The organism is Candidatus Avelusimicrobium sp. (genome assembly GCF_056976295.1).
Map to the genome: position 1 here is coordinate 20,407 of NZ_DBMCTG010000012.1, position 19,957 is coordinate 40,363.

Below are 19,957 nucleotides of genomic sequence, written 5' to 3' on the forward strand. Positions count from 1 at the left end.
GAAAAAGGGAATGACCCCAGCAAAATAACAAGAAAGCCACTCACGCGCACCCCATCAAAAGCACACCGCCCCGCTGGGTATAAAACCCAAGCGGGGCGGTGTTATCTGTTTTTAGCAAAATTATTTATATTTCGCTTCGGCTTTCAAGAAATCAAATACTTTGCGTTCGGAAAGCGTAGCCAAAATGTGGGCTTTACGTTCTTCAAAGAAAGATTTAATTTTCTTTTCGTCAGCCTTGTTTTGCGTGTTGGAAGCAAGGCTCTTATCCAACTCGGCTTTCCAGTCGGCCTCGGTGGCTTCCAAGTTTTCCTTTTTGGCAATAGCGTGCACAATATAGCCAATGCGCAAGTCCTTTTCCACACTAGGGCGGATGCGTTCTTCAAACGCTTTGCGCTGTTCGGCATTTAATTGGTCGGGCTTCATCTGCGTCATACTGCGCACAAAGTTGTTAAGGGAAGATTCCGTATATTCTTCCACCAGGCTTTGCGGCAAGGCAAAATCGTTGGCTTTAACCAAGTGGTTTTCAATTTGGGCGATTTCGTCGCGGCGAGCGTTTTGTTTGGCTTCTTCGTCCAGACTTTCTTTTACCTTGGCTTTCAAAGCGTCCAAGGTGTCAAAGCCCATATCTTTGGCGAAACCGTCGTCCAACGCGGGCACGATTTTATTTTTAATATCGTCCACTACAACATGGAAGGAAAGAGTTTCTTCCCCTTCTTTGGACTCAAAATCTTTTTCGTCGCCTTTTTTAAGCCCTGTAATGGCTTCGGCTAATCCGGGCATTGTCTGCGGGGCAGCCATATCTACCAGTTCACTGTCGGCGCTTAATTTGTAATCGTCTTTGCCATTGCGCTGGCCTTTGTAATGCACCACTGCATAGCATTTATCGTCAATAACGGCACCGTCTTGGGCACTTTCCAAGCGGGCATTGGCGTCCTGCACGCGGGAAAGATTTTCGTTTACGTCGGCATCTGTGGCCGTTTCGGGCTTTTTGGCAATTTCAATACCTTTGTAATCTTTTACATCAAATTCCGGAGCGACATCTACCGCAATTTCAAACGGAAAGGCTTTGCCGTCGTTGAAATTGGCGAAATCGGCCTTGGTGAGGGTAGGAACGGCCACCGCATCCAATTTGGCATCGGCAATAGCGGCATTGATAGCGGCTTTAACGGTTAAGTCCAAGGCGCGTTCTTTGATATGTCCGGCAAAATTTTGTTTAACGAGATCAAGCGGCACTTTACCGGCGCGGAAACCTTGCATTTGCGCGCGGGATTGCACCTGAACGGCGGCATTTTGAAAGCATTTAGATACCAGTTCGGGGGCGGCTTCCACAGACAACGTAACGCGGCAGCCTTCTTTGCCTAATTGTTTAGTTTTTACTTCCCCGGCCTGGGCAGTTTTGAAGATGGACATCGTACTCACTCCTGTTGTATCGGCATAGCCGAAAATCTGGACGGAGAGGGACTTGAACCCTCACGGATTGCTCCATACGCTCCTAAGGCGTACGCGTCTACCGATTCCGCCACCCGTCCTATATTTTTAACTTCTTTATATGTTTGAAAATCCAAAGTGGGCCATGTGAGGCTCGAACTCACGACCTTACGCTTAAGAGGCGTCTGCTCTACCAACTGAGCTAATGGCCCGGAAAGGGTTATAATTAGATTATAGCAAAAACGGCCTTGCGGGTAAACCTTTATTAAATATTACGGCCGTTTGAAGATAATTTATTTTAACAAATTTTCCCATGCTTAGCAAACCTTTTTAAATTGACAAAGCACGCACGCAAAAAATACAATATCTTTGTCCGCCTATGGCGGGCGTTTTACTTTATTATAAAACAGGATCTTATGAAAAAAAATTGCTTCTTTTCATTACTGGGCTGCGCGTGCGGGCTTTTGGCTTTTTCCGCCGCCAACGCCCAAACGGGCTTTGATTTTGGAAATATTGATTTCCTTTTAACCGACAACGCCCTAGATGATGCGGCCAACCGCTATGCCTCCGTTACGCTCACGTCCGAGCCCGAACGCGCCGGGCGGTTAGGGTTTACCTCCGCTAACGCTAAATTAAACGACCGCTCCCCCCGCGCCCAAGCCGCTCAACTGGCCGCACTGCGCACGGTGCGAAACGCCTTGGACGAAATTTCCGCCAAGCAATTATCCCCCTCCAAACGGGCCGATTTAACCTTGTTAAAGGAATCAATGGATGACGATATTTTTGCCTTACAGCAGCACCGCGCCGAAAGCGACCCCTTGTATTATGCCGAGGCACTGGATGCAGTGTATGACGTAGTATTAAAGCCCGTGTCTTCCCCCCGCCGACAGCGCGCCGATTTAACCGCGCGGCTAAACGATTTAAAAAACGTGGCGGACCAGGCGGAAAAGAATTTGGCCAATCCCTCCGCTTTTTTGGCACGCTTGGCGATGGAAAGAACCTACTACGCCTATATTTCATTTGATGAACTGGTAAACATTTTGGTACAGGACGCCGAGGACGATATTGCCGCCGCGCAAATCAAAAACCAGGCAAACGAAGCCAAACGCTCCATTAAAAGGATGTTTGATTTATTTAAGGAACAATCCCAGCAAGAATCAGCCGCCGATTTCCGTTTGGGCAAAGAAGCCTATGCAGAAATTTTAAAAAACCGCTATCAAACCACAGAACCTTTGGCTAAACTGGAAAAACGCTTTGCGCAAGATTTTTTATCGGCACAAAAACAACTGGCCAAAACCTTGGAGCCTTTTGCACAGAACGTAAGCGCCAACGAAGATGAGGTAACGGTGATTGACGGGTTAAACAACCAACCCATTGTGGAGGAGCAAAAAAAAGAACCTGCAAAAAAAGAAAAAAAGGCCAAAAAGGGTAAATTTGTTCCGCCGACCGCGCAAGATTTTTACACCGTAGCCAAACGCATTACGCAAGCCCCCGCAGAAACCGATTTACCCGCCTTGCTCACGCAAGAAGCCAATCAGTTAGCGGCCCTTTTGACGGACAACGGTTTACTTCCAGCCGGGCAGGTGGCCTTTACGGTCAAGCCGCTGCCGCAATATTACGCTTACACGCAGAGTGATTTATTTCTGCCCCCGTTTGGCAATAACGCGCGGAGCGACTTTTTTATCCGCCTGCCCTTTGGCAACCGCCGCGCTCAAGCCGAACAGTTGGTGCGTGATTACAACACCCCGACACGCAAACTTTTAACCGCACAGGAATTAGTGCCGGGCCGCTTTTACCAAACCGCAAAAACAGCCGGATTGTCCGCGGCGCGCCGCTTTTACCCGGCGCAGAGTATGGCAGACGGTTGGAACGAATACGCGCTCAAACTGGCAAGCGAAGCGGGCTATATTGTAACCGATGATGAACTGCTGTTTTTAGCGTGGCACAATTACCGCCGGGCCGCCGCGGCTTTGGTGGATATGCGCCTGCAAAGCCGCCAATATTCCTACAACGACGCAATGGACTTTTTGGTGGGCGAAAATGGCTTTACCCAAGAAGATGCCGAAGCACTTATTAAAGAGTCGGCTTTGAACCCCGGCAAGGCCGTAGGCTATGCGGCGGGCTTGGATGCGTTGGAAAGCGCGCGCGCCAAATACACCAAGAAATTGGGCAAAAAATTCTCACTAGCGGACTTTCACACCAGGGTATTAAAGGCGGGCAATGTTTCGCCTAACGAACTGGCCGAAGAACTGGAAAGACTTTACAAATAAAGTGTAGAAAAAATTAACCCCGGAGCAATATAACGCCCCGGGGGTTTTTTTATGGCACTAAAAACTTGGAATTTACCGGCACCAGGCTGAACCCGTGGAGTCCAACCCGTACACCGCACAACCGTCGGTTACGCCGCCGTTATTGCAGAAGAATTTGCTTTTATTGGGGTCCGTTTCCAACTCGCCCAAATACAGGAAATTCACGCCCGCATAATCACCCGAGCGACGCACGGCACAAACCGCGTTGGCGATAGTGGCAGTAGAACCGCCGGGGATAGTTCCCGTAGGCAATAACTTATAGGTAAAATCTTTCGTCATTATGGACGCCCCCTCACAACGGGAAAGTTTTTCGCCGGAAGACTTTACACACGGCACACTAACATCCAAATTTTCAAAGCCGAACAAGCCGCTTGAATAATTAACTGTATCCATATTATCCAAAATGCGCAGTTTGGACTCCAAAATCTTTTTAAGCATCGTGCGCGATTCAGTCATACGGCTTTTTTCTACCGTTTTTTCGTACATAGGCATTGCCATTGTAACCAGCAAGGCCACAATCATAATAACAACCAAAATTTCTACTAGCGTAAAACCGCCGTTAAACAAATTTTTCTTCATATTATCCTCTTACAGTACGTCCAAACCATAGGTGTCGCACGCATCGCCTTCCGGAGAGCAGTAAAGTTGTTGGTTGCCGCGGTCAAACAAAATTACCGTATCTTTATAGGTTCCGCTAACCTTGGTAGCCTGCACAAAAGCGCGTCCGTTTTTGACCACATAAGGCACAAAAACAAATTTGGCACAGGTAAGCGTTTTGCTGTCCGTCAAATTGCACCCGCGGGGCAAGTTGGACGAATCAAACATATCCATACGGCTGAAAACCGCCTTGGAGGAATCGTTTTGAGCCATTTCCACAAAATTGCGGTAGCCAAACTCCCCCGCCAAGCGTTCGCTGGAATCGTAAATCGTCCGCATCATACTTTCCGCTTCCGACAAATTGGCCTTTTCCACCACCTTGCGATACTGCGGCAAAGCCACACCGGACAAAATAGCCACAATAAGAACTACGGCTAATAATTCAACTAATGTAAAACCTTTCTTGTTCATTTTGATTATCCCCTAAAATTAAGAGTGCAATGTGATGCCTGCGTTACATTCAAACGTTCGCAAGAATCCCGCACTGTACCGGGGCAACATAAAAAATCATTGCCGGTATAATAAATAGTTGTCCCTTTATAGGTTCCGCGCAACATATTGGCCGACACATTGGGCTCTCCATTTATAAGGCACAGAATACCAACACAATTATTCGCCAAATTGTAAGTAAAGTTATCCGTTACCCAAGTGGTAGCGTTTGCCCCCTGCTTCCCTTTCATTTCCATATCCAACTTTTTAAAGGACACATTACTTGCCGCCGTACCAGCGTGCATTCCTTCACTCCACGTCCAATCGTTTTCCGTTACTAATCTTTCGCGGGCATCATAAATACTGGGCAGCATTTGCAAGGCCTCCGCCACGCGGGTGCGCTCCAAACTGCGGCGATACTGGGGTAAAGCAACCGCCGTCAAAATACCCATAATCAGTACAGCCGCTAACAATTCAATTAAGGTAAACCCTTTTTTCATATCGGCTCCATTACAAAAAGTATAGTTGTATTTAGGCTAAATACAATACCCATTATATCTAAAAAACCGCCGTCTGGCAAAAAGTTTTTTGCCGTTTGGGGCACTTAAATTTTGTATGATATAAAACGGTTTGGGAGGAAAGGCCATTTTCCCCTCAAACGGGAGGATTTATGAGAATTTATGATGATATCCAACTAGACTATTGCGACGTACTTCTGCGTCCCAAACGCTCCACTTTGGCTTCCCGCTCGGAGGTGGACATTACGCGCAACTATGCCTTTAAATGGTGTCCGCGCCAGATAAACGCCACGGGCATTATTGCGGCCAATATGGCCACGACCGGCACCTTTGAAATCGCACGCGAAATGCAAAAACAACATTTGATGAGTGCCCTGCACAAGCATTACTCCGCCGAAGATTTAATCCACTTTTTAAAGGATAACGCAAAAGAATTTGGCTCCAACGATTTACTCTTTGTCAGTTCCGGCGTATCTGATGCGGACTTTGAAAAATTGACCCGCGTAATGGACGAAAAACTTTGCGCCAATATTTGTGTGGACGTAGCCAACGGTTATTCCCCCTATTTGATTAATTACATCCGCAAAGTGCGCAAAGCGTGGCCGCAAGCCCTGATTATGGCGGGCAACGTGGTTACGGGCGATATGTGCGAGGACCTGATTTTAAACGGGGCCGATATTGTAAAAGTGGGTATTGGCCCTGGATCCGTCTGCACCACGCGCAAATTGACCGGAGTCGGCAGGCCCCAATTTTCCACAGTAATTGAATGCGCAGATGCGGCCCACGGGGTAGGCGGGATGATTTGCGCCGACGGCGGCTGCACAGTTCCCGGAGATGTATGCAAAAGTTTTTGCGCCGGAGCGGACTTTGTAATGTTGGGCGGTATGTTGGCCGGACACACTGAAAGCGGCGGCGAAATGTGTACTAAAAATTATCAAACGGGCGAAGTGAATATGATTGACGACAAGACCTGCGCTATGAAAATTGAGGAAAAACAGTACAAAATTTTCTACGGGATGAGTTCCCAATACGCACAGGACAAGCATTACGGCGGGATGAAAAAGTACCGCGCGAGCGAAGGCAAAGTGGTGGAACTGCCGTTCCGCGGCCCGATTGAGCCCACGCTGTTGGCTCTGTTGGGCGGTATGCGCAGTTGTATGACGTATATCGGCGCAAAGCGGCTAAAAGATATGCCCAAATGCGCCACCTTTTACCGCGTAAACCGCCAATTAAACACCATTTTCGGCAACGAACAATAAAGGCAAATTTTAGCCAAAAATGAACCGCCCCGGGTTACGAAAAATCCGGGGCGGTTTTTGTATACGGAAAACCTTTTACCAGCCGTTTTTGGTATAAGTAGTCTTGCAACTCTGCCACTGAGAAATGCTACAACCGTTTCCAGAAGTGTACCAATTTTTAATACAACGGCATCGCTCTACCCCAGGATGAGTACACATTTGTGCCTCAATAGTTTCGTCCGACGGGTACGCTAATTCAGCACAAGGGCGGCAAGAACATTGGTTAATTTTTTCCACAACATACTCCTGATCCGCTTTCCAACATACCTTATCGGTTTTATCGGCAGACGGACAGCACTCGCTCTTATGGCTGGCCTTATAGGTGGCATCACTACAACCTTGGACCGTCCGGCAAGTATTAGAAGTTTCGTCATATTGGCAAGACGTAGAGTTCCAAGTATAGGTAATTTGTCCACTTTGTCCCGACGGGCAACTGGCCGTATAAGTAGTTTTCCCATTATTTGTGGGGGTGCAAGCGCCTTGTTCCGCTTCGCCGCAGACCAAATATACCTCTTCCTTGTTTTTGAGTTTTAATTTTTGCCAACTCATTGTTTCCCCACTACACGCCGGGAATTTGTAACCAAACAAGTTTAACTCGCTCAAATACATATTATCCGTCTGCATCGTGTAGCCTTGCTTGTAGTTACCTACGCGCAAACTGGTTTCAAAATCAAAATCCGCCACGCCATTACCGCTACCAATGCGCGCGGTATTTCCTTCAATCGCAGGGGCGTCGTTCAAATCCAACTTGCCCCCGGCAATATTTAACAAGTTATTTACGCGCAACGATTTCCCTGTATTAAAACCCTCTTCTGCCGTGCAGCCCAAGTTCATTTGGCAAGCAGAGGTTAAGCCGACGTCCATTTGCTTCATTACATCTACCTGGCTATATGCCACATATTTCACCGGGAAATATGTTACCATTGTCATCTTATTGGCATTAGCGGCAAAAACGAACAACGGTGCCAACAAAATGGTAAATAAAAATAAGGTTTTTTTCATAAAACCCCCATTAAAATTAGAGATATATTTAATATTATAATTTATTTCCTATCAAAAACAAGAGGGAAAATACTGAATACTGGAACGCTCCGCGCCAAATGTCATTCAAACCTGTCCTTTATTTCTTTTAGTCGTCATTCCCGAGTGTTGTAGTCGGGAATCTGTTGTTGCTTTTATTGTTACTTCATTTTATAACGACAGATCCCGGATAAATTCCATTAAATGCGCCCCAAGACGCAGTTCATAATATAAAAACCCCGGGAAACAGAAAATCTGCCACCGGGGTTTAAATTGTCTTTCAACAGGCTTATTTGGCCAAGTGTTTGGAAAGATATTTGCTCATATCAAACATGCTGATTTGTTTTTTGCCTTCAAAAATCGGGGCCAATTTCGCATCAGAGTTGATCATGCGTTTGTTTTTAGCATCCTGCAAGCCGTTCTTTTTAATGTATTCCCACATTTTTTTAACAACTTCGGTGCGGGGAAGTGCCGCGGAACCCACTACGGCGGCCAATTCGGCGCTGGGGGTTAACGGGGCCATAAATTTTGCATTTGCTTTTGCCATATTACTAATTCTCCTATTTGTGTGAAAGATAAATCTCTTTATTAAATTTTAGTATATTTGGAGCCGCTTGGTAAGGGTTACTTGCCAAAACGGCTCCGTTAAATGAAATGACTGCGCGCTTATTTTACTTTCGGCGCGGCGGCCAAAACTTCCTTAGAGCAGCCGGATTCGTACTTTTTAAAGTTCTCAATAAACGACTTGGCCAAGGACTCATATTTTACCATATATTCTTCCTTGTTGGCCCAAGAGTTCATCGGGTTTAAAATTTCGGACGGCACGCCTTCGCAAGAAGTCGGGATTTGGAAGCCGAAAACCGGGTCGGTGATAAAGTCCACTTTCGCCAATTTCCCGTCCAAAGCGGCGTTCAACAGCGCGCGGGTGTATTTAATGCTGATACGGTGGCCGACACCATAAGGGCCGCCAATCCAGCCCGTATTGACGAGCCAGCAATCCACTTGGTGCTGTTGGATTTTCTTCTTTAACAGTTCGGCATACACAGACGGGTGCAAAGCCATAAACGGACCGCCGAAGCAGGTGGAGAACGTGCTGGTCGGTTCCTTTACGCCTTTTTCCGTACCGGCCACTTTGGCGGTGTAACCGCTGATAAAGTGGTACAAGGCTTGGTCGGGCGTCAATTTGGAAATAGGCGGCATTACACCAAAGGCATCACATGTCAAGAAGATGATGTTTTTCGGGTGCGGAGCGCGTTTGCTTTCTACCGCGTTTTCAATAAAATTAAGCGGGTAGCAAGCGCGGGTGTTTTCGGTCAGGGTGTCATCGTCCAGGTTGAGTTTGCCGGTTTCGGGGTCAAAGACCACATTTTCCAACACCGTACCAAAGCGGTGGGTGGTGGAATAAATTTGGGGTTCGGCTTCTTGGCTCAAACGAATCACTTTGGCATAGCAGCCGCCTTCAAAGTTGAACACACCTTCATCGTCCCAGCCGTGTTCATCGTCGCCGATGAGGCCGCGGGTCATATCCGCAGACAAGGTGGTTTTGCCCGTGCCGGACAAACCGAAGAAAATCGCGCTGTCCTGCTTATCGCCCACGTTGGCGGAGCAGTGCATCGTCATAATGCCTTTTTGCGGCAAGAGGAAGTTCATTACCGTGAACAGGGATTTCTTATTTTCGCCGCCGTATTCGGTGCCGATGACCAAGATAATCTTCTTTTCAAAGTTAATCAAAATAGCGGTTTCGCTAGTGGTGCCGTCGGTGGCGGGGTCCACTTTCATTTTGGGGAGGCAGATAAGCGTAAATTCCGGCACAAAAGATTTTAATTCTTCCTGTTTGGGTTCAATGAACATATTTTTAACAAACAGGTTCGTCCAGGCACATTCCGTAATGGCGCGCACTTTGAGGCGGGAGGCTTCGCTGGAACCGACATACGCATCGCGGGCAAAGAGGTCTTTGTCTTTTACATATTCTTTCACTTTGGCAAAGATTTTATCAAAGTATTCGGGTTTAATACCTTTGTTGCTTTTGTTATAAAAAAGTTTTCCTTCAATGTCTTTGGTTTCCACAAAAAAGCGGTCGTTCGGGCTGCGGCCGGTATGTTTGCCGGTGCTCACGCACAGCGGGCCGCCGTACACCACATTGGCTTCTTTGCGGTCCAAGGCTTCCTGGTACAAAGACGGAGTGGAATAGTTCCAGTACACGGTTTTATTGGTAGAAATACCGGCGTGTTCCAAACCATAATCCGGTTTAAAGAAATCCGGTTTAGCATTTAATGTTTTCATTTTAATCCCTCGTAACTAATTTATCCCCGATTTTTATTTCGTTCGGGGCGGTTTTATCCAACGCCCAGCGTATGCGGCGCACGCCCTCTATAATAGAGGCCTTGTCCGCACAGAAACTGACGCGTAGGTACCCTTCCGCTCCAAACGCTTTTCCGGGCACTACGGCCACTAATGCCTTTTCCAACAGGTACTGCGCCAGTGCATTGGAATCGGCGTTATAGTGGCTAAAATCTATGAACGAATAGAAGGTTCCCTGCGGCTTTTGCACGCGCACATTGGGAATCTTGGCAACCTCGGCAAGCAGCGCATCGCGATTTTCCTGTAATACGCGCCGCAGGTCTGCCACTACATTTTGGTCGCCCAACAGGGCGGCGGCCGCAGCGGTTTCGCTCAAATCGCTGTTGCAGGATGTGCTTTGCGCCTGCATACGGCCCATAGCGGCAATCAGTGGTTTATTGGCACTTACCGCCCAACCGATACGAAGCCCGGTCAAGCCGTAGAGTTTTGATACACCGTTAATAATAATTAAATTTTCTGCCGCCTGCGCATATTGGCAGGGGTTCGGCGTGGTTTGTCCGTCAAAAACGAGTTCGCGGTAAATATCGTCCATTACCAAAAAGATTTGGTTGGCCTCGGCAAATTCCACAATGGTTTTTACAAATTCCGCGCTGTAAATTTGCCCCGACGGGTTGCACGGGCTGTTAATCAAAATCGCCTTGGTTTTGGGCGTAACGGCCTTTAAAATCTGCTCCGCCTTAACCATTAAGTCTTCCGTCGGGCGCACGATAACAGGCGTTCCCCCCGCCATACGCACCATTTCGGGATAACTGACCCAAAACGGAGCAGGGAAAATGACTTCATCTCCCGGGTTTACGGTTGCAAGCAGGAAATTAAAAAGCGCTTGTTTAGCACCCGCAGACACAAGCACATTGGCCGGCTCGTAGCGGCGGCCATATTGGTTAAGCGTATAATGCAAAACGGCTTTTTTTAACTCCGGCGTGCCGGAGGAAGGAGAATATTTTATTTTGCGGCTTTGCGCTTTTTGGATAATGGCATCCACCGCCGCCTGCGGAGCCGGATAAGTGGGTTCCCCACCGCCCAAGTGAATAACGGGTTGCCCGGCCGCTTTTAAAGCGCGGGCCGCGGCATTTATTTTTAAGGTCGGCGAATCACCGATAGTATCAGCCAATTTACTTAAAATCAAACTCATAAATTTTCCCCCTACGCTCATTGTAACATTTAATTACGCCCAAAAAACGCTTTTTTGGAAGAATATAAAAAACCCCGCCTGGTTAAAAGCGGGGCTTTGGATAAAAAAACCTTTATTTTTCGGGCTTTTCAGGAGTTTTTACCACGCGGTCCATTATCTGTTCACTAAATGTCAGGCGGTCGCGGTGGATAGCACCGGAAAGGGCCGGAACTTCCTTTCGGATGTAATAAGTTTTTTCCAAATACGGTTTCCACCCGTTAAAACGCAGCCGGTAAATAGTTTTCAGCGGATAAAAATCTGGCGTAAATAATGCCAAATAACCGCCAAGCCCGCCGCCTGTTAAATAAGGCGGAACCGTTCCCTCATAAGCCGCCAACCGGGCAAAGGGGTAAATAGTTGCCTTTAAATGAGGAATATTAACGAGCGCCTGGTCCGCTTGCTGTACTCCTAACAAATCGCGCGTGGGATCCAATCCGTCCCCGACCATTGTTCCGGCACGGACTTGGTCCAAATCCGGCTTTTTCAAATCTTTTAAATATGGTACGGACGCTAATGTTTGTACGCGCGGTTGGAGTGTTTTAAAATCAAAGGTTACTACTTTTACATTGGTAAAGTTTTGCGGCTGAAAACGGCTGACCGTAGAGGTGCCATTGTAGCCTTTCTCCACACGGCCCATATAACCGCCGTCACCAAACGAGGCTTGGCATACGCCGCCCACTTTATCAAAATTATTGATAGTCATCGTCAGGGAAGAAGGTCCTTCATCCTCCGTTCCGGCCAAGCAGTCCAAATACGGGCTGTCTGCCGACGCGCCACCAAAACCCTTTTCAAACTCGGTGCGCATCACATCACCAAATTGGTTTAACGTCAAATATTGGGACGGTTTACCCAACACCAGCCAATTTTGCACTTTATCCCACCACGAAAGTTTTTCCGGGCGGCCTACATATTCTGATGCCGCCAGATTGCGGCGTTCGTTTTCCCAAGACACCCAGCGGGCGCTGTTTAAGTAAAACTCAGGCGTTTTGCCCTCTTTAAAAAACGCGGTGGAACGCGTTTGCGTAAAGTAATCGCGCAAACTGACCTTGGTACCGTCTTCCAACTCTACGGGTTCGTTCCACAAGCGGTTAATCTGTTCGCGGTCCGCCTTTAAACCCGGGCGGTTAATGGCCACTTCAATTTTATGCCATTTGGCGCGCAAGCCATTGGTAAGGGCCGGACTGTTCTTGTAGGCAAAACCCTGTTTAAAACTGTAATCGGCCATACTGCTGACGAGGTCTTTGAGTTCCATATCAAACTCATAAAGCGTATTTTCGCCGTCCGCCAGTTCTACAAAGCGTTTTACATTTTCGTTAAATTTATTTTTGTAATAACCGGCAGGCAGGCGGCGCGTGCCCTCAATCAAGCGCGCATCATACATAAAGTCCGGCAGGCGGCCTGTTTCACGAATCGGGTTAAAAATCACACGCTCGGCCTCATCCAGGGGCATATAATACAAAAATTCCATTAAGTTGTTAGCCTTGGCCGGGGACATACCCATAATGGCTTCCACTTGGTTACGCGGTTTGAAATATCCGTTTTTAAAGGATATCATCCAATCGCGGATTAAACTGTCCTCCTCGCGCAGACCGGACGGATAGACTTTGCTGACAAGCCCCGGGCGGGGTTTTTCATCCAGTACAGGAATAACGGGAGCATAGGACAACGCATCTTCTTGCTGGGCTTGTTCAGCCGGTTGCTGTTCCGCGGGGGCTTGTGTAGCCGCTTGCTGCGGCGTAGTAGTGGGTTTGGTTACGGTTTTGGTTTCCGTTTTTTTAGGGATACGGTGTTCATAGGCGGAGAGCACCCATTTATTCATCGCCTCTACGGTAAATTTGCCATTTAATCTGGAAAGAGGCCCCAACGCAACCGACAACTCATTTATGCGTTCCACCGGGGCATAAGCGGTATGGTGCGGCACTTTAATAGGAAAATGGTAATGAGTCAGAAATTCGCTAACAGATTCCAATGCGGCAGTCGGCTTAGCAGTGTCCAAAACTTTTTCCAACATTGGGTACATTCCCAAGGCCACCAAGGAGCGCGCTATCGTCGTTAAAGCAATAGGCTCCAAGGCTGAACCTGAAAAGGCCTGATATGAAGCCAGTAACAATTGGATATCGTCCACCGATCCGTAAATGCCGATAGCGGCCATATCCTCCAAGGCTTTATAGGCGGCCAAAACAGCCGGATGATTTTGGTTTTTCAATACTTCATCCGCAGTAGAATATGTATTTAAATGGGCAAGTTGCAGTTGGATATTGATTAAATCGGTGCGGTAGGGCTTTACTTCCGGCAGAGCGGACGCACGCATAAGCGCAGGACTTTTAAGCAATACGCGCGCAATGGCCGCCTCATCTACCTGTTGGGAAACGGATAAACGCAGGGCCGGATTGGGAAGCGGAACCGAAAACCGGGGAACTTGAACGGTACCTGACGGAACTTTTACTTTGGGAACGGTCCCTTTGGGGATTTTTACGGTACCCGTTTTCGGAACGCGTTTTACGGCACCAACACCCTTTTTAATGTTTTTTAAAGGATTTCCCGCCCAAGCATTAGCACAAACCACCAAACTGATAAAAATCGTCAAAAACGCTTTCATATATTATCCTTTCCGGCAAAAATATTTCAATTATATTATTCAATATATCCGCCCCTAAAACAAGGGCCATTGGCCCCACCTGCCGGGACCAATGGTCCTATAATCGGTTAGGCCCTCTTTTTACAGGGCGGCTAATTTGTCCGCCAACGGGTTTACGGCTTCTTCGCGCACAAATTCCATACGTCCCTCATCCACCGCCTGCGCCGCCAACGGATTTATCGGCAGACGTACCACGGGCGAAAGCCCAAAGGTTTTGCCCATTTCATCCGCGCGGCTCTTGCCAAAAACAGAAATTTCTTTTCCGCAGTCGGGACATTTCAAATAACTCATATTTTCCACTAATCCCAACACGGGCACATTCATCATTTTGGCCATTTTAACGGCCTTGCCCACAATCATCTGCACCAATTCCTGCGGGGAGGAAACAATCACAATTCCGTCAATAGGCAAACTTTGGAACACCGTCAGCGTTACATCTCCTGTGCCGGGCGGCATATCAATAAACAAGTAGTCCACCTCTTTCCAAATAACATCTGTCCAAAATTGGCGCACCGTACCCGTAATGAGTGCCCCGCGCCAAATAACGGGGTCTGTTTCGCGCTCCAACAATAAATTTAAAGACATTACCTGTATGCCCGTTTGTGTTTTGACCGGGTAAATGCCGTCTTGGTCTCCGGTAGCGCGTTCGTGCAGGCCAAACATTTTGGGCACGGACGGGCCTGTGATATCGGCATCTAAAATGCCGCACGAATACCCGCGGCGTGTCATTTCCGTGGCTAACAGTCCCGTAACAAAACTTTTGCCCACGCCGCCTTTTCCGCTTACCACGCCGATAACGTGTTTTATACGGCTTAACAAATGCGGCTTTTCCTTAGGCATTTCCTGGGCATTATGCCCGGAGCATCCGCTTTTGCAGGATGCACAATCGTGGTTACAATTCTCGCTCATCTTTTCTCCCTCACAATAATTTTAAATCTTTGTCCGCTAATGCGCTAATTAAAAAACGTCCGTCCTGCAATCGTTTTAATTGCGCATAGGCGGCGGTGTCGTACTTTTTGGCGGTTCCTTCTTTAAAATAGAATTGGTGCGGCAAACGAGCCGTTACTTGATGAACCGGGATAACTAGCGGCTTATCCGTTTTGGCCCGGCCCGCCACGCCCCGCTCATCCATATACAGCGTAACCTGTTTGACCGGCTCGTTTATACCAAACACATCTTGCTCAAAGGCATAGTTAATCTGCATATATTCCCCGCTTAACAAGGCCAACGGGTCCAGCGGCGCCATTTGCAAATAGAAGGTCTGCGCGTTTTTCAGCGCGTGCTGTGTATAAGCGGCATAACCGCCGAAGCAAAGCACCAGCAAAAGAGTATAAAACAACAGCAGTTTATTTCGCATATACGCTCCGTACCGCCAGTAAAATAAGGCCCGAAGCCATAAGCAACGCCGCCTTTGCGGACAGGGCCGCGTTTAAGGTAAAGTAAAATAAAAATAGCCCGCACACTACTCCCGCCGTACCAAGGCTTTCCAACACACGGTCGCGCAAGGTAAACCCGGTGTACATTAAAATAAGAGCCAAAACCGTCGGCCAATTTAAAAGTGCGGACAACACCACCGCTCCGGCCGCCAACGCTATTTGTCCGCGGGTCCAGTTTCCCTTATGGGAAAATACAGCATAGACAGCCACACAGGCGGCCAAGGCGGCGTTCGCAGGATTGAGCCCATACCAACACATTTTGTTAAAAACGGTTTCACCCGCACAAATCACACTCCACCAAATAAGCGCGTAGGCCAGCGGATAAAAATTAAATTTGCGCTTAACAAACAGCCAAAGAGCCAAGCCGAACGCGCAAAAGGCGGAAAGAGCCACGGCAAATTGGTTCCAGTTCCACTCCCAATCCACCTGGGCATACAAACTGCTGGCCGCCGCCGCACACCACAAAAAGCGGTTAAAGGGATTTTTAAAGAGCGGATAAGAAATAGCCGCCACCGTCAGGACGCCCATCCAAACGGACACACCGGGGATATCCGTCAGCCGGAAGGCCAGTATAATTTGCCCGGCCAGGCCAATGAGTCCCCCTAACTGACGGCGCCACGCCCCGCGCAAGGGCGGTAAATTGGAAGATGTTTTTGCAAGCAGAACGCCCGCGCCAAAAAACAGTACCCCGCGCCCTAAAACCGGGATAATGCCGGCTAATAAACGGTCGGCTATCCCCACCAAAAGACTCGCCGAAATCAGCGAGCCGATAAACAGCATAGCCCGCACCAAAAAAGGAACGGACACGGCTTCGCGGTGTTTTAAAAAGGTTTCGGCCTGCGCGCGTTTTTCAGAAGGTACTCCGCTTAAAATTTCACTCGTGTTCATTTTATTTCCTCCCGCGCGCTAAACCATAAGCGGTAACTGACGATTCCGCTCCCGGCAAAAAGCAAACAATAAATAAGCAAACCCAAGGTGCGAAATCCCAACCATTGATCCAGATACGCACAGATAAGCCCCGTCCAGGCGAGGGCGTTCCAAGCAAAGAGAGCCGCGTCTTTTTTGTACCGAGCATAACACAGAAAAAAGCCTGCCAACACAAGTGCGACTAAATAATACCCCGCATTGGGGAAATTGAACGCCTTTTCCGCCGAGAAACCGCCCCATACGGTGGCATAGACGCTTAAAGGCATCCAAATAAAGCGTTTAAAGCCCTCGCCCCAGTTTTTACAGGCGGGCAAAAATTCTACCAAAGCCCACGCCACAAAATACACGCCCATGGCCCCACACCAAAAGCCGTCCGTTAAAATTCCCCCTTGGAACGAACCCCAATAAACCGTAGCCACATACAGCGTAAACAAATACATCCATTTATTACGGGTCAGCCAACACAAAGGCAAAAGCAAGAGCGCCCACAGGCCAAACAGTTCATATAAAAACGCCCCCGTTTGATATATCTGCCCGAAAACCGCCAAAAAAGCCCCTATCATCACCGCCGCGCCAAAGGCAAAACCTTGCCCCGGCCAAGTATCCAACTTTTTATAATACGCCCCAGCCCCGCACAGCACGAGCCCGATAAGCGGCAGGGAGAGCCTTAAAATCAACCCCATTTCCTGCCAGTTAGCCGCAATAAAGCAGACAAACCCCGCCAATATAAAGGCCACGCCCGCCGCCAACAGTCTATGGGAAAGCCAAGCCGTTTTGTCTGCCGGGCGGACTTTATTTAATAAGGTTTGATAGGATTTTTCATCCAACAAACGTTCGTTTAGTAAAACATCCAATAGTTGCTTGCTCATATCCCGATTATACCAAATACGATAGACAGACCGCCCGCCACAAAAGATATAATAAAAATATGTTTGCACTTTTAATTTTACTTATACTGCTGATATGGTATGCGCTAACGCGCGTAGGGGCGCATATGGTATTTCGCCCGCAAAAAAAACGCTGGCCTTTAAAATTACCCTTTCAAAAGATTGCCTTTCCCGCGCCTAACGGCAAAATGATTACCGGGGTGTATCTCCCGGCAGGAAAAGGCTTGCCTACACTGCTTTTTTTTCACGGACGGGGTGGAAATATATCGCACTTTGAAGCATTTGCCCAAGCCTATGCGCCGCTGGGATTTGGAATTATAATGTTTGACTACCGCGGCTTTGGTTTGTCTGCGGGCAGCCCCAGCCAAAAAACGGTGTTTGAGGATGCGCTTTGTGCGGTACGCTACGCATTAAAAGACCTTAAAATTTTGCCCAATGATATCGTACTTTTCGGCCACTCGCTAGGCAACGCGCCCGCACTGTATGCGGCGGCGGAATTGGGAAAATTTCCTTTTAAAGCCTTGGTGTTGCAAAGCCCGTTTTTAAGTACGCCCGATATGGCGGTATGCTTGCGCACGCACGATTATGCACCCGCATCAAGTTGGTATCGTTTGACGGCACTTTTAGTAGCGCCTTTTTTGTATTTTAACCGCTTTGATAACGTAAAATCTGCAAAAAAATTACCGGAAGGTTTGCCCGTCCTGGTGTGTATGAGCCGGGCCGATCAAACAATTCCGTGGCGGCAAAGTGCCAAACTGGCGGACTTTATCGGCCACGAAAAGCGTTTTTTGTCCCCGGTGGGCGGACACGACGAATTTGTCTGGGCGCAGGAGGCAGTAGTACAATTTTTGCATACGTTATAAGGAGTATCCGGCGCAGGAGCGCGCAAAAGTTTGCTATAATAGAATTAGATACCCGATGCCCGCCACTCGGCGACGGTATAATTGGAGAGGTGTGTGAGTGGTTGAAACAGCAGGTCTCGAAAACCTGTAAACCGCAAGGTTTCGAGGGTTCAAATCCCTCCCTCTCCGTATTCTAGTGTAAATTAATTAGATATAATCCACGATGAACTTTTTTCTCGTCGTGGATTTTTTATTTTACTTAAATCTTAAATGCTCGTTTTCCGTTTCCCCGTTTATTTCAAGAATTTCTTCCGCCCATGCTCAAAATTTCGTTTTCGCAGTTCCGAAACTTAAAGGCTACCGCATGTTGGCAGTAGCCTTTTACCTAGAGCTGATACTGTATCTATTTATGTTGACTGGCCTGTTCAAATAACTGTTTAGCTGTTATCTCTCGTCCTTGTGTACCATCTAAAATACTAAGAATTACCTTGGCAGGTAAAAATCTAAGAGTCAAAATCTTTCTCATATACCTATCTGTCAGTTGATATTTCTCACATAGATCTTTAACTTGTTTCCCCTGCAGTATATCATGGCTAATATTGAATGCTTGGATGAGTAATTGAACCAAGGTTTTATTGGTGTTCTTTTCTATCCTTTCGCCTACAATGGCTTTGGCTCCGTTGTCTATGACTGCTATATGGTATTTAACATGGAACACAAGAGATGTTTTGAGGGATTCCTTAAACAGTTCTTTAATAGGTCTATTTTCGTAGAGTGAACGGATATATTCGCATAACTGCTCCTGATAGATGGTAAGTGTAATTTCTTCGGGCAATAAATCTACTCGTCCTAGTAATATCCTTTGTGTCTCTTGGTCTATAGTTTTGTTTTGTATGCTGTTTAATATCTGCTTGGTCTCATTCACACTATAACTTTTTAATAAATTAGCAAACACCGATTTATCCTCTTTAAATTGCGTGTTAAACCACTTATCTATAAATGTTTCTATCTCCGGTAGGGATATTTTACTCACTTTCCCTATTTTGTCGCTCTTGCACTTAATAACTGCCTGGCTAACGTAATATCGGTACTTCTTGCCTTTACTACCAGTACTCCAACAAGGGCTCATCCTATTACCCTTATCATCATACAGTTTACCGCATAATAAACTCTTTTGTGGTTCATATCGTTGTCTATCAATTCTATGCTCCTGTAGGGTATCCTTCGCTTTATGAAATACCCCTATTTCAATAATTCCTTTGTGTTCTCCCTTATACCATACCCCCTTGTGTGGTACTTCCCCTATATAAGCCCTATTTTGCAAAATGCGGTATAAATTCCCTACAGAAAGCGGTCTATCATGCTGGCTGTAGATATGTTGGCTATCTAAGTATTTTTTTAGCCGTTGTACACTTTTTAATTCGTTGTATTTATCAAATATAAGCTGTATTTTTGCCGACTGGGGTTCATCCGGATAAAGTTTCTTATCTTTGCGCTTATAACCCATAGGTGGGGTCCCTCCCATCCACATCCCCTTCTTCTTACTCGCTGCTATCTTATCCCTTAATCGTTCCCCTGTTATCTCCCGTTCAAATTGGGCAAAGGATAATAACATATTTAGGGTTAACCGCCCCATACTGCTACTCGTATTAAAATGTTGTGTAATAGACACAAAAGATGCGTTCCGTTCCTCTAATACATCTACTATCTTGCTAAAATCATGTAAACTACGGGTCAATCTGTCTATCTTATATACCACAATGATATCTATTAGCCCATCTGCTATATCTTTAAGTAAACGTTGTAAAGCCGGCCGATTTAAATTACCACCGGAGTAACCCCCATCATCATATTCAGTAGGTACCAATTTCCAACCTTCATGCTTTTGACTTTTTATATATGCCTCACAGGCCTCCCTTTGGGCCTGTAAACTGTTAAATTGTAACTCTAAGCCCTCTTCTGTGGATTTGCGGGTATAGATCGCACAACGCAATATCTTATGTTCCTCGGCCATATTTACTGTCTCCAAAGAACAC

At 47.2% G+C, this 19,957-nt stretch carries 17 protein-coding genes and 3 tRNA genes; 4 read left to right on the forward strand and 16 right to left on the reverse strand.

What is annotated here, in order from left to right:
* Positions 1-120: 120 nt before the first annotated feature.
* From tig to ACZOTW_RS05935, 3 genes are all read right to left on the reverse strand, one after another.
* A complete protein-coding gene (gene tig / locus ACZOTW_RS05925) occupies positions 121-1,410 on the reverse strand; it encodes a trigger factor (RefSeq protein ID WP_483997739.1) in 1,290 nt (429 codons plus the stop codon).
* Positions 1,411-1,447: 37 nt separating this feature from the next.
* Positions 1,448-1,529, reverse strand: a tRNA-Leu gene (locus ACZOTW_RS05930).
* A gap of 38 nt (positions 1,530-1,567) precedes the next feature.
* Positions 1,568-1,640 (reverse strand) — tRNA-Lys (locus ACZOTW_RS05935).
* A 204-nt stretch (positions 1,641-1,844) separates the two neighbouring features.
* On the opposite strand from ACZOTW_RS05935, the gene ACZOTW_RS05940 reads away from it, so the two are divergent.
* Positions 1,845-3,698, forward strand: coding sequence for a DUF885 family protein (locus ACZOTW_RS05940; protein ID WP_483997740.1), 1,854 nt, complete (start codon positions 1,845-1,847; stop codon positions 3,696-3,698).
* A gap of 72 nt (positions 3,699-3,770) precedes the next feature.
* On the opposite strand, the gene ACZOTW_RS05945 is transcribed toward ACZOTW_RS05940, so the two are convergent.
* Genes ACZOTW_RS05945 through ACZOTW_RS05955 form a run of 3 tightly spaced genes read right to left on the reverse strand, consistent with a single transcriptional unit; the run spans position 3,771 to position 5,323 of the window.
* Complete coding sequence (locus tag ACZOTW_RS05945) at positions 3,771-4,316, reverse strand: type IV pilin protein (RefSeq protein WP_483997741.1); 546 nt, start codon at positions 4,314-4,316, stop codon at positions 3,771-3,773.
* A 9-nt stretch (positions 4,317-4,325) separates the two neighbouring features.
* On the reverse strand, positions 4,326-4,805 hold the full coding sequence (locus tag ACZOTW_RS05950) for a type IV pilin protein (protein ID WP_483997742.1): 480 nt from the start codon (positions 4,803-4,805) through the stop codon (positions 4,326-4,328).
* 5 nt (positions 4,806-4,810) lie between these two features.
* Positions 4,811-5,323 (reverse strand): type IV pilin protein, encoded by a 513-nt coding sequence (locus ACZOTW_RS05955; protein ID WP_428037544.1) that lies wholly within the window; start codon positions 5,321-5,323, stop codon positions 4,811-4,813.
* 170 nt (positions 5,324-5,493) lie between these two features.
* On the opposite strand from ACZOTW_RS05955, the gene ACZOTW_RS05960 reads away from it, so the two are divergent.
* Complete coding sequence (locus ACZOTW_RS05960; RefSeq protein WP_428046718.1) at positions 5,494-6,600, forward strand: GMP reductase; 1,107 nt, start codon at positions 5,494-5,496, stop codon at positions 6,598-6,600.
* Positions 6,601-6,675: 75 nt separating this feature from the next.
* Here ACZOTW_RS05960 and ACZOTW_RS05965 read toward each other — a convergent pair whose 3' ends face one another.
* From ACZOTW_RS05965 to ACZOTW_RS06005, 9 genes are all read right to left on the reverse strand, one after another.
* Positions 6,676-7,641 carry a hypothetical protein gene (locus ACZOTW_RS05965; protein ID WP_483997743.1) on the reverse strand — a complete coding sequence of 322 codons (966 nt, stop codon included), beginning with the start codon at positions 7,639-7,641 and terminating at the stop codon, positions 6,676-6,678.
* Positions 7,642-7,948: 307 nt separating this feature from the next.
* Positions 7,949-8,206 carry an SWIB/MDM2 domain-containing protein gene (locus ACZOTW_RS05970; RefSeq protein ID WP_177745655.1) on the reverse strand — a complete coding sequence of 86 codons (258 nt, stop codon included), beginning with the start codon at positions 8,204-8,206 and terminating at the stop codon, positions 7,949-7,951.
* Positions 8,207-8,325: 119 nt separating this feature from the next.
* Positions 8,326-9,942, reverse strand: coding sequence for a phosphoenolpyruvate carboxykinase (locus ACZOTW_RS05975; RefSeq protein ID WP_428041370.1), 1,617 nt, complete (start codon positions 9,940-9,942; stop codon positions 8,326-8,328).
* Between the two features lies 1 nt (position 9,943).
* Positions 9,944-11,152, reverse strand: a complete 1,209-nt coding sequence (locus tag ACZOTW_RS05980; RefSeq protein ID WP_177745661.1) for a pyridoxal phosphate-dependent aminotransferase — start codon at positions 11,150-11,152, stop codon at positions 9,944-9,946.
* 112 nt (positions 11,153-11,264) lie between these two features.
* Positions 11,265-13,790, reverse strand: a complete 2,526-nt coding sequence (locus ACZOTW_RS05985) for a hypothetical protein (protein ID WP_483997744.1) — start codon at positions 13,788-13,790, stop codon at positions 11,265-11,267.
* Positions 13,791-13,910: 120 nt separating this feature from the next.
* Positions 13,911-14,738 (reverse strand): P-loop NTPase, encoded by an 828-nt coding sequence (locus ACZOTW_RS05990; protein WP_177745667.1) that lies wholly within the window; start codon positions 14,736-14,738, stop codon positions 13,911-13,913.
* 10 nt (positions 14,739-14,748) lie between these two features.
* Positions 14,749-15,186, reverse strand: coding sequence for a GDYXXLXY domain-containing protein (locus ACZOTW_RS05995; protein WP_483997745.1), 438 nt, complete (start codon positions 15,184-15,186; stop codon positions 14,749-14,751).
* Positions 15,176-16,153, reverse strand: coding sequence for a DUF4401 domain-containing protein (locus tag ACZOTW_RS06000; protein WP_483997746.1), 978 nt, complete (start codon positions 16,151-16,153; stop codon positions 15,176-15,178). Before ACZOTW_RS06000 ends, ACZOTW_RS05995 begins: the two co-directional genes overlap by 11 nt.
* Positions 16,150-17,061, reverse strand: coding sequence for a DUF2157 domain-containing protein (locus ACZOTW_RS06005; RefSeq protein ID WP_483997747.1), 912 nt, complete (start codon positions 17,059-17,061; stop codon positions 16,150-16,152). The genes ACZOTW_RS06000 and ACZOTW_RS06005 overlap by 4 nt, the downstream gene beginning before the upstream one ends.
* A gap of 59 nt (positions 17,062-17,120) precedes the next feature.
* Here ACZOTW_RS06005 and ACZOTW_RS06010 point away from each other — a divergent pair, with 59 nt between their 5' ends.
* Positions 17,121-17,942 (forward strand): alpha/beta hydrolase, encoded by an 822-nt coding sequence (locus ACZOTW_RS06010; RefSeq protein ID WP_483997748.1) that lies wholly within the window; start codon positions 17,121-17,123, stop codon positions 17,940-17,942.
* An 83-nt stretch (positions 17,943-18,025) separates the two neighbouring features.
* Positions 18,026-18,110, forward strand: a tRNA-Ser gene (locus ACZOTW_RS06015).
* 214 nt (positions 18,111-18,324) lie between these two features.
* Here ACZOTW_RS06015 and ACZOTW_RS06020 read toward each other — a convergent pair.
* Positions 18,325-19,957, reverse strand: a 1,633-nt coding sequence (locus ACZOTW_RS06020) for a recombinase family protein (protein WP_483997749.1), incomplete at its 5' end; no start/stop codon positions are given.

Excerpts from the sequence above, each read along its gene's own strand:
- tig (WP_483997739.1), bottom strand. The coding sequence starts at position 1,410 with ATGTCCATCTTCAAAACTGCCCAGGCCGGGGAAGTAAAAACTAAACAA.
- ACZOTW_RS05940 (WP_483997740.1), top strand. The coding sequence starts at position 1,845 with ATGAAAAAAAATTGCTTCTTTTCATTACTGGGCTGCGCGTGCGGGCTT.
- ACZOTW_RS05945 (WP_483997741.1), bottom strand. The coding sequence starts at position 4,316 with ATGAAGAAAAATTTGTTTAACGGCGGTTTTACGCTAGTAGAAATTTTG.
- ACZOTW_RS05950 (WP_483997742.1), bottom strand. The coding sequence starts at position 4,805 with ATGAACAAGAAAGGTTTTACATTAGTTGAATTATTAGCCGTAGTTCTT.
- ACZOTW_RS05955 (WP_428037544.1), bottom strand. The coding sequence starts at position 5,323 with ATGAAAAAAGGGTTTACCTTAATTGAATTGTTAGCGGCTGTACTGATT.
- ACZOTW_RS05960 (WP_428046718.1), top strand. The coding sequence starts at position 5,494 with ATGAGAATTTATGATGATATCCAACTAGACTATTGCGACGTACTTCTG.
- ACZOTW_RS05965 (WP_483997743.1), bottom strand. The coding sequence starts at position 7,641 with ATGAAAAAAACCTTATTTTTATTTACCATTTTGTTGGCACCGTTGTTC.
- ACZOTW_RS05970 (WP_177745655.1), bottom strand. The coding sequence starts at position 8,206 with ATGGCAAAAGCAAATGCAAAATTTATGGCCCCGTTAACCCCCAGCGCC.
- ACZOTW_RS05975 (WP_428041370.1), bottom strand. The coding sequence starts at position 9,942 with ATGAAAACATTAAATGCTAAACCGGATTTCTTTAAACCGGATTATGGT.
- ACZOTW_RS05980 (WP_177745661.1), bottom strand. The coding sequence starts at position 11,152 with ATGAGTTTGATTTTAAGTAAATTGGCTGATACTATCGGTGATTCGCCG.
- ACZOTW_RS05985 (WP_483997744.1), bottom strand. The coding sequence starts at position 13,790 with ATGAAAGCGTTTTTGACGATTTTTATCAGTTTGGTGGTTTGTGCTAAT.
- ACZOTW_RS05990 (WP_177745667.1), bottom strand. The coding sequence starts at position 14,738 with ATGAGCGAGAATTGTAACCACGATTGTGCATCCTGCAAAAGCGGATGC.
- ACZOTW_RS05995 (WP_483997745.1), bottom strand. The coding sequence starts at position 15,186 with ATGCGAAATAAACTGCTGTTGTTTTATACTCTTTTGCTGGTGCTTTGC.
- ACZOTW_RS06000 (WP_483997746.1), bottom strand. The coding sequence starts at position 16,153 with ATGAACACGAGTGAAATTTTAAGCGGAGTACCTTCTGAAAAACGCGCG.
- ACZOTW_RS06005 (WP_483997747.1), bottom strand. The coding sequence starts at position 17,061 with ATGAGCAAGCAACTATTGGATGTTTTACTAAACGAACGTTTGTTGGAT.
- ACZOTW_RS06010 (WP_483997748.1), top strand. The coding sequence starts at position 17,121 with ATGTTTGCACTTTTAATTTTACTTATACTGCTGATATGGTATGCGCTA.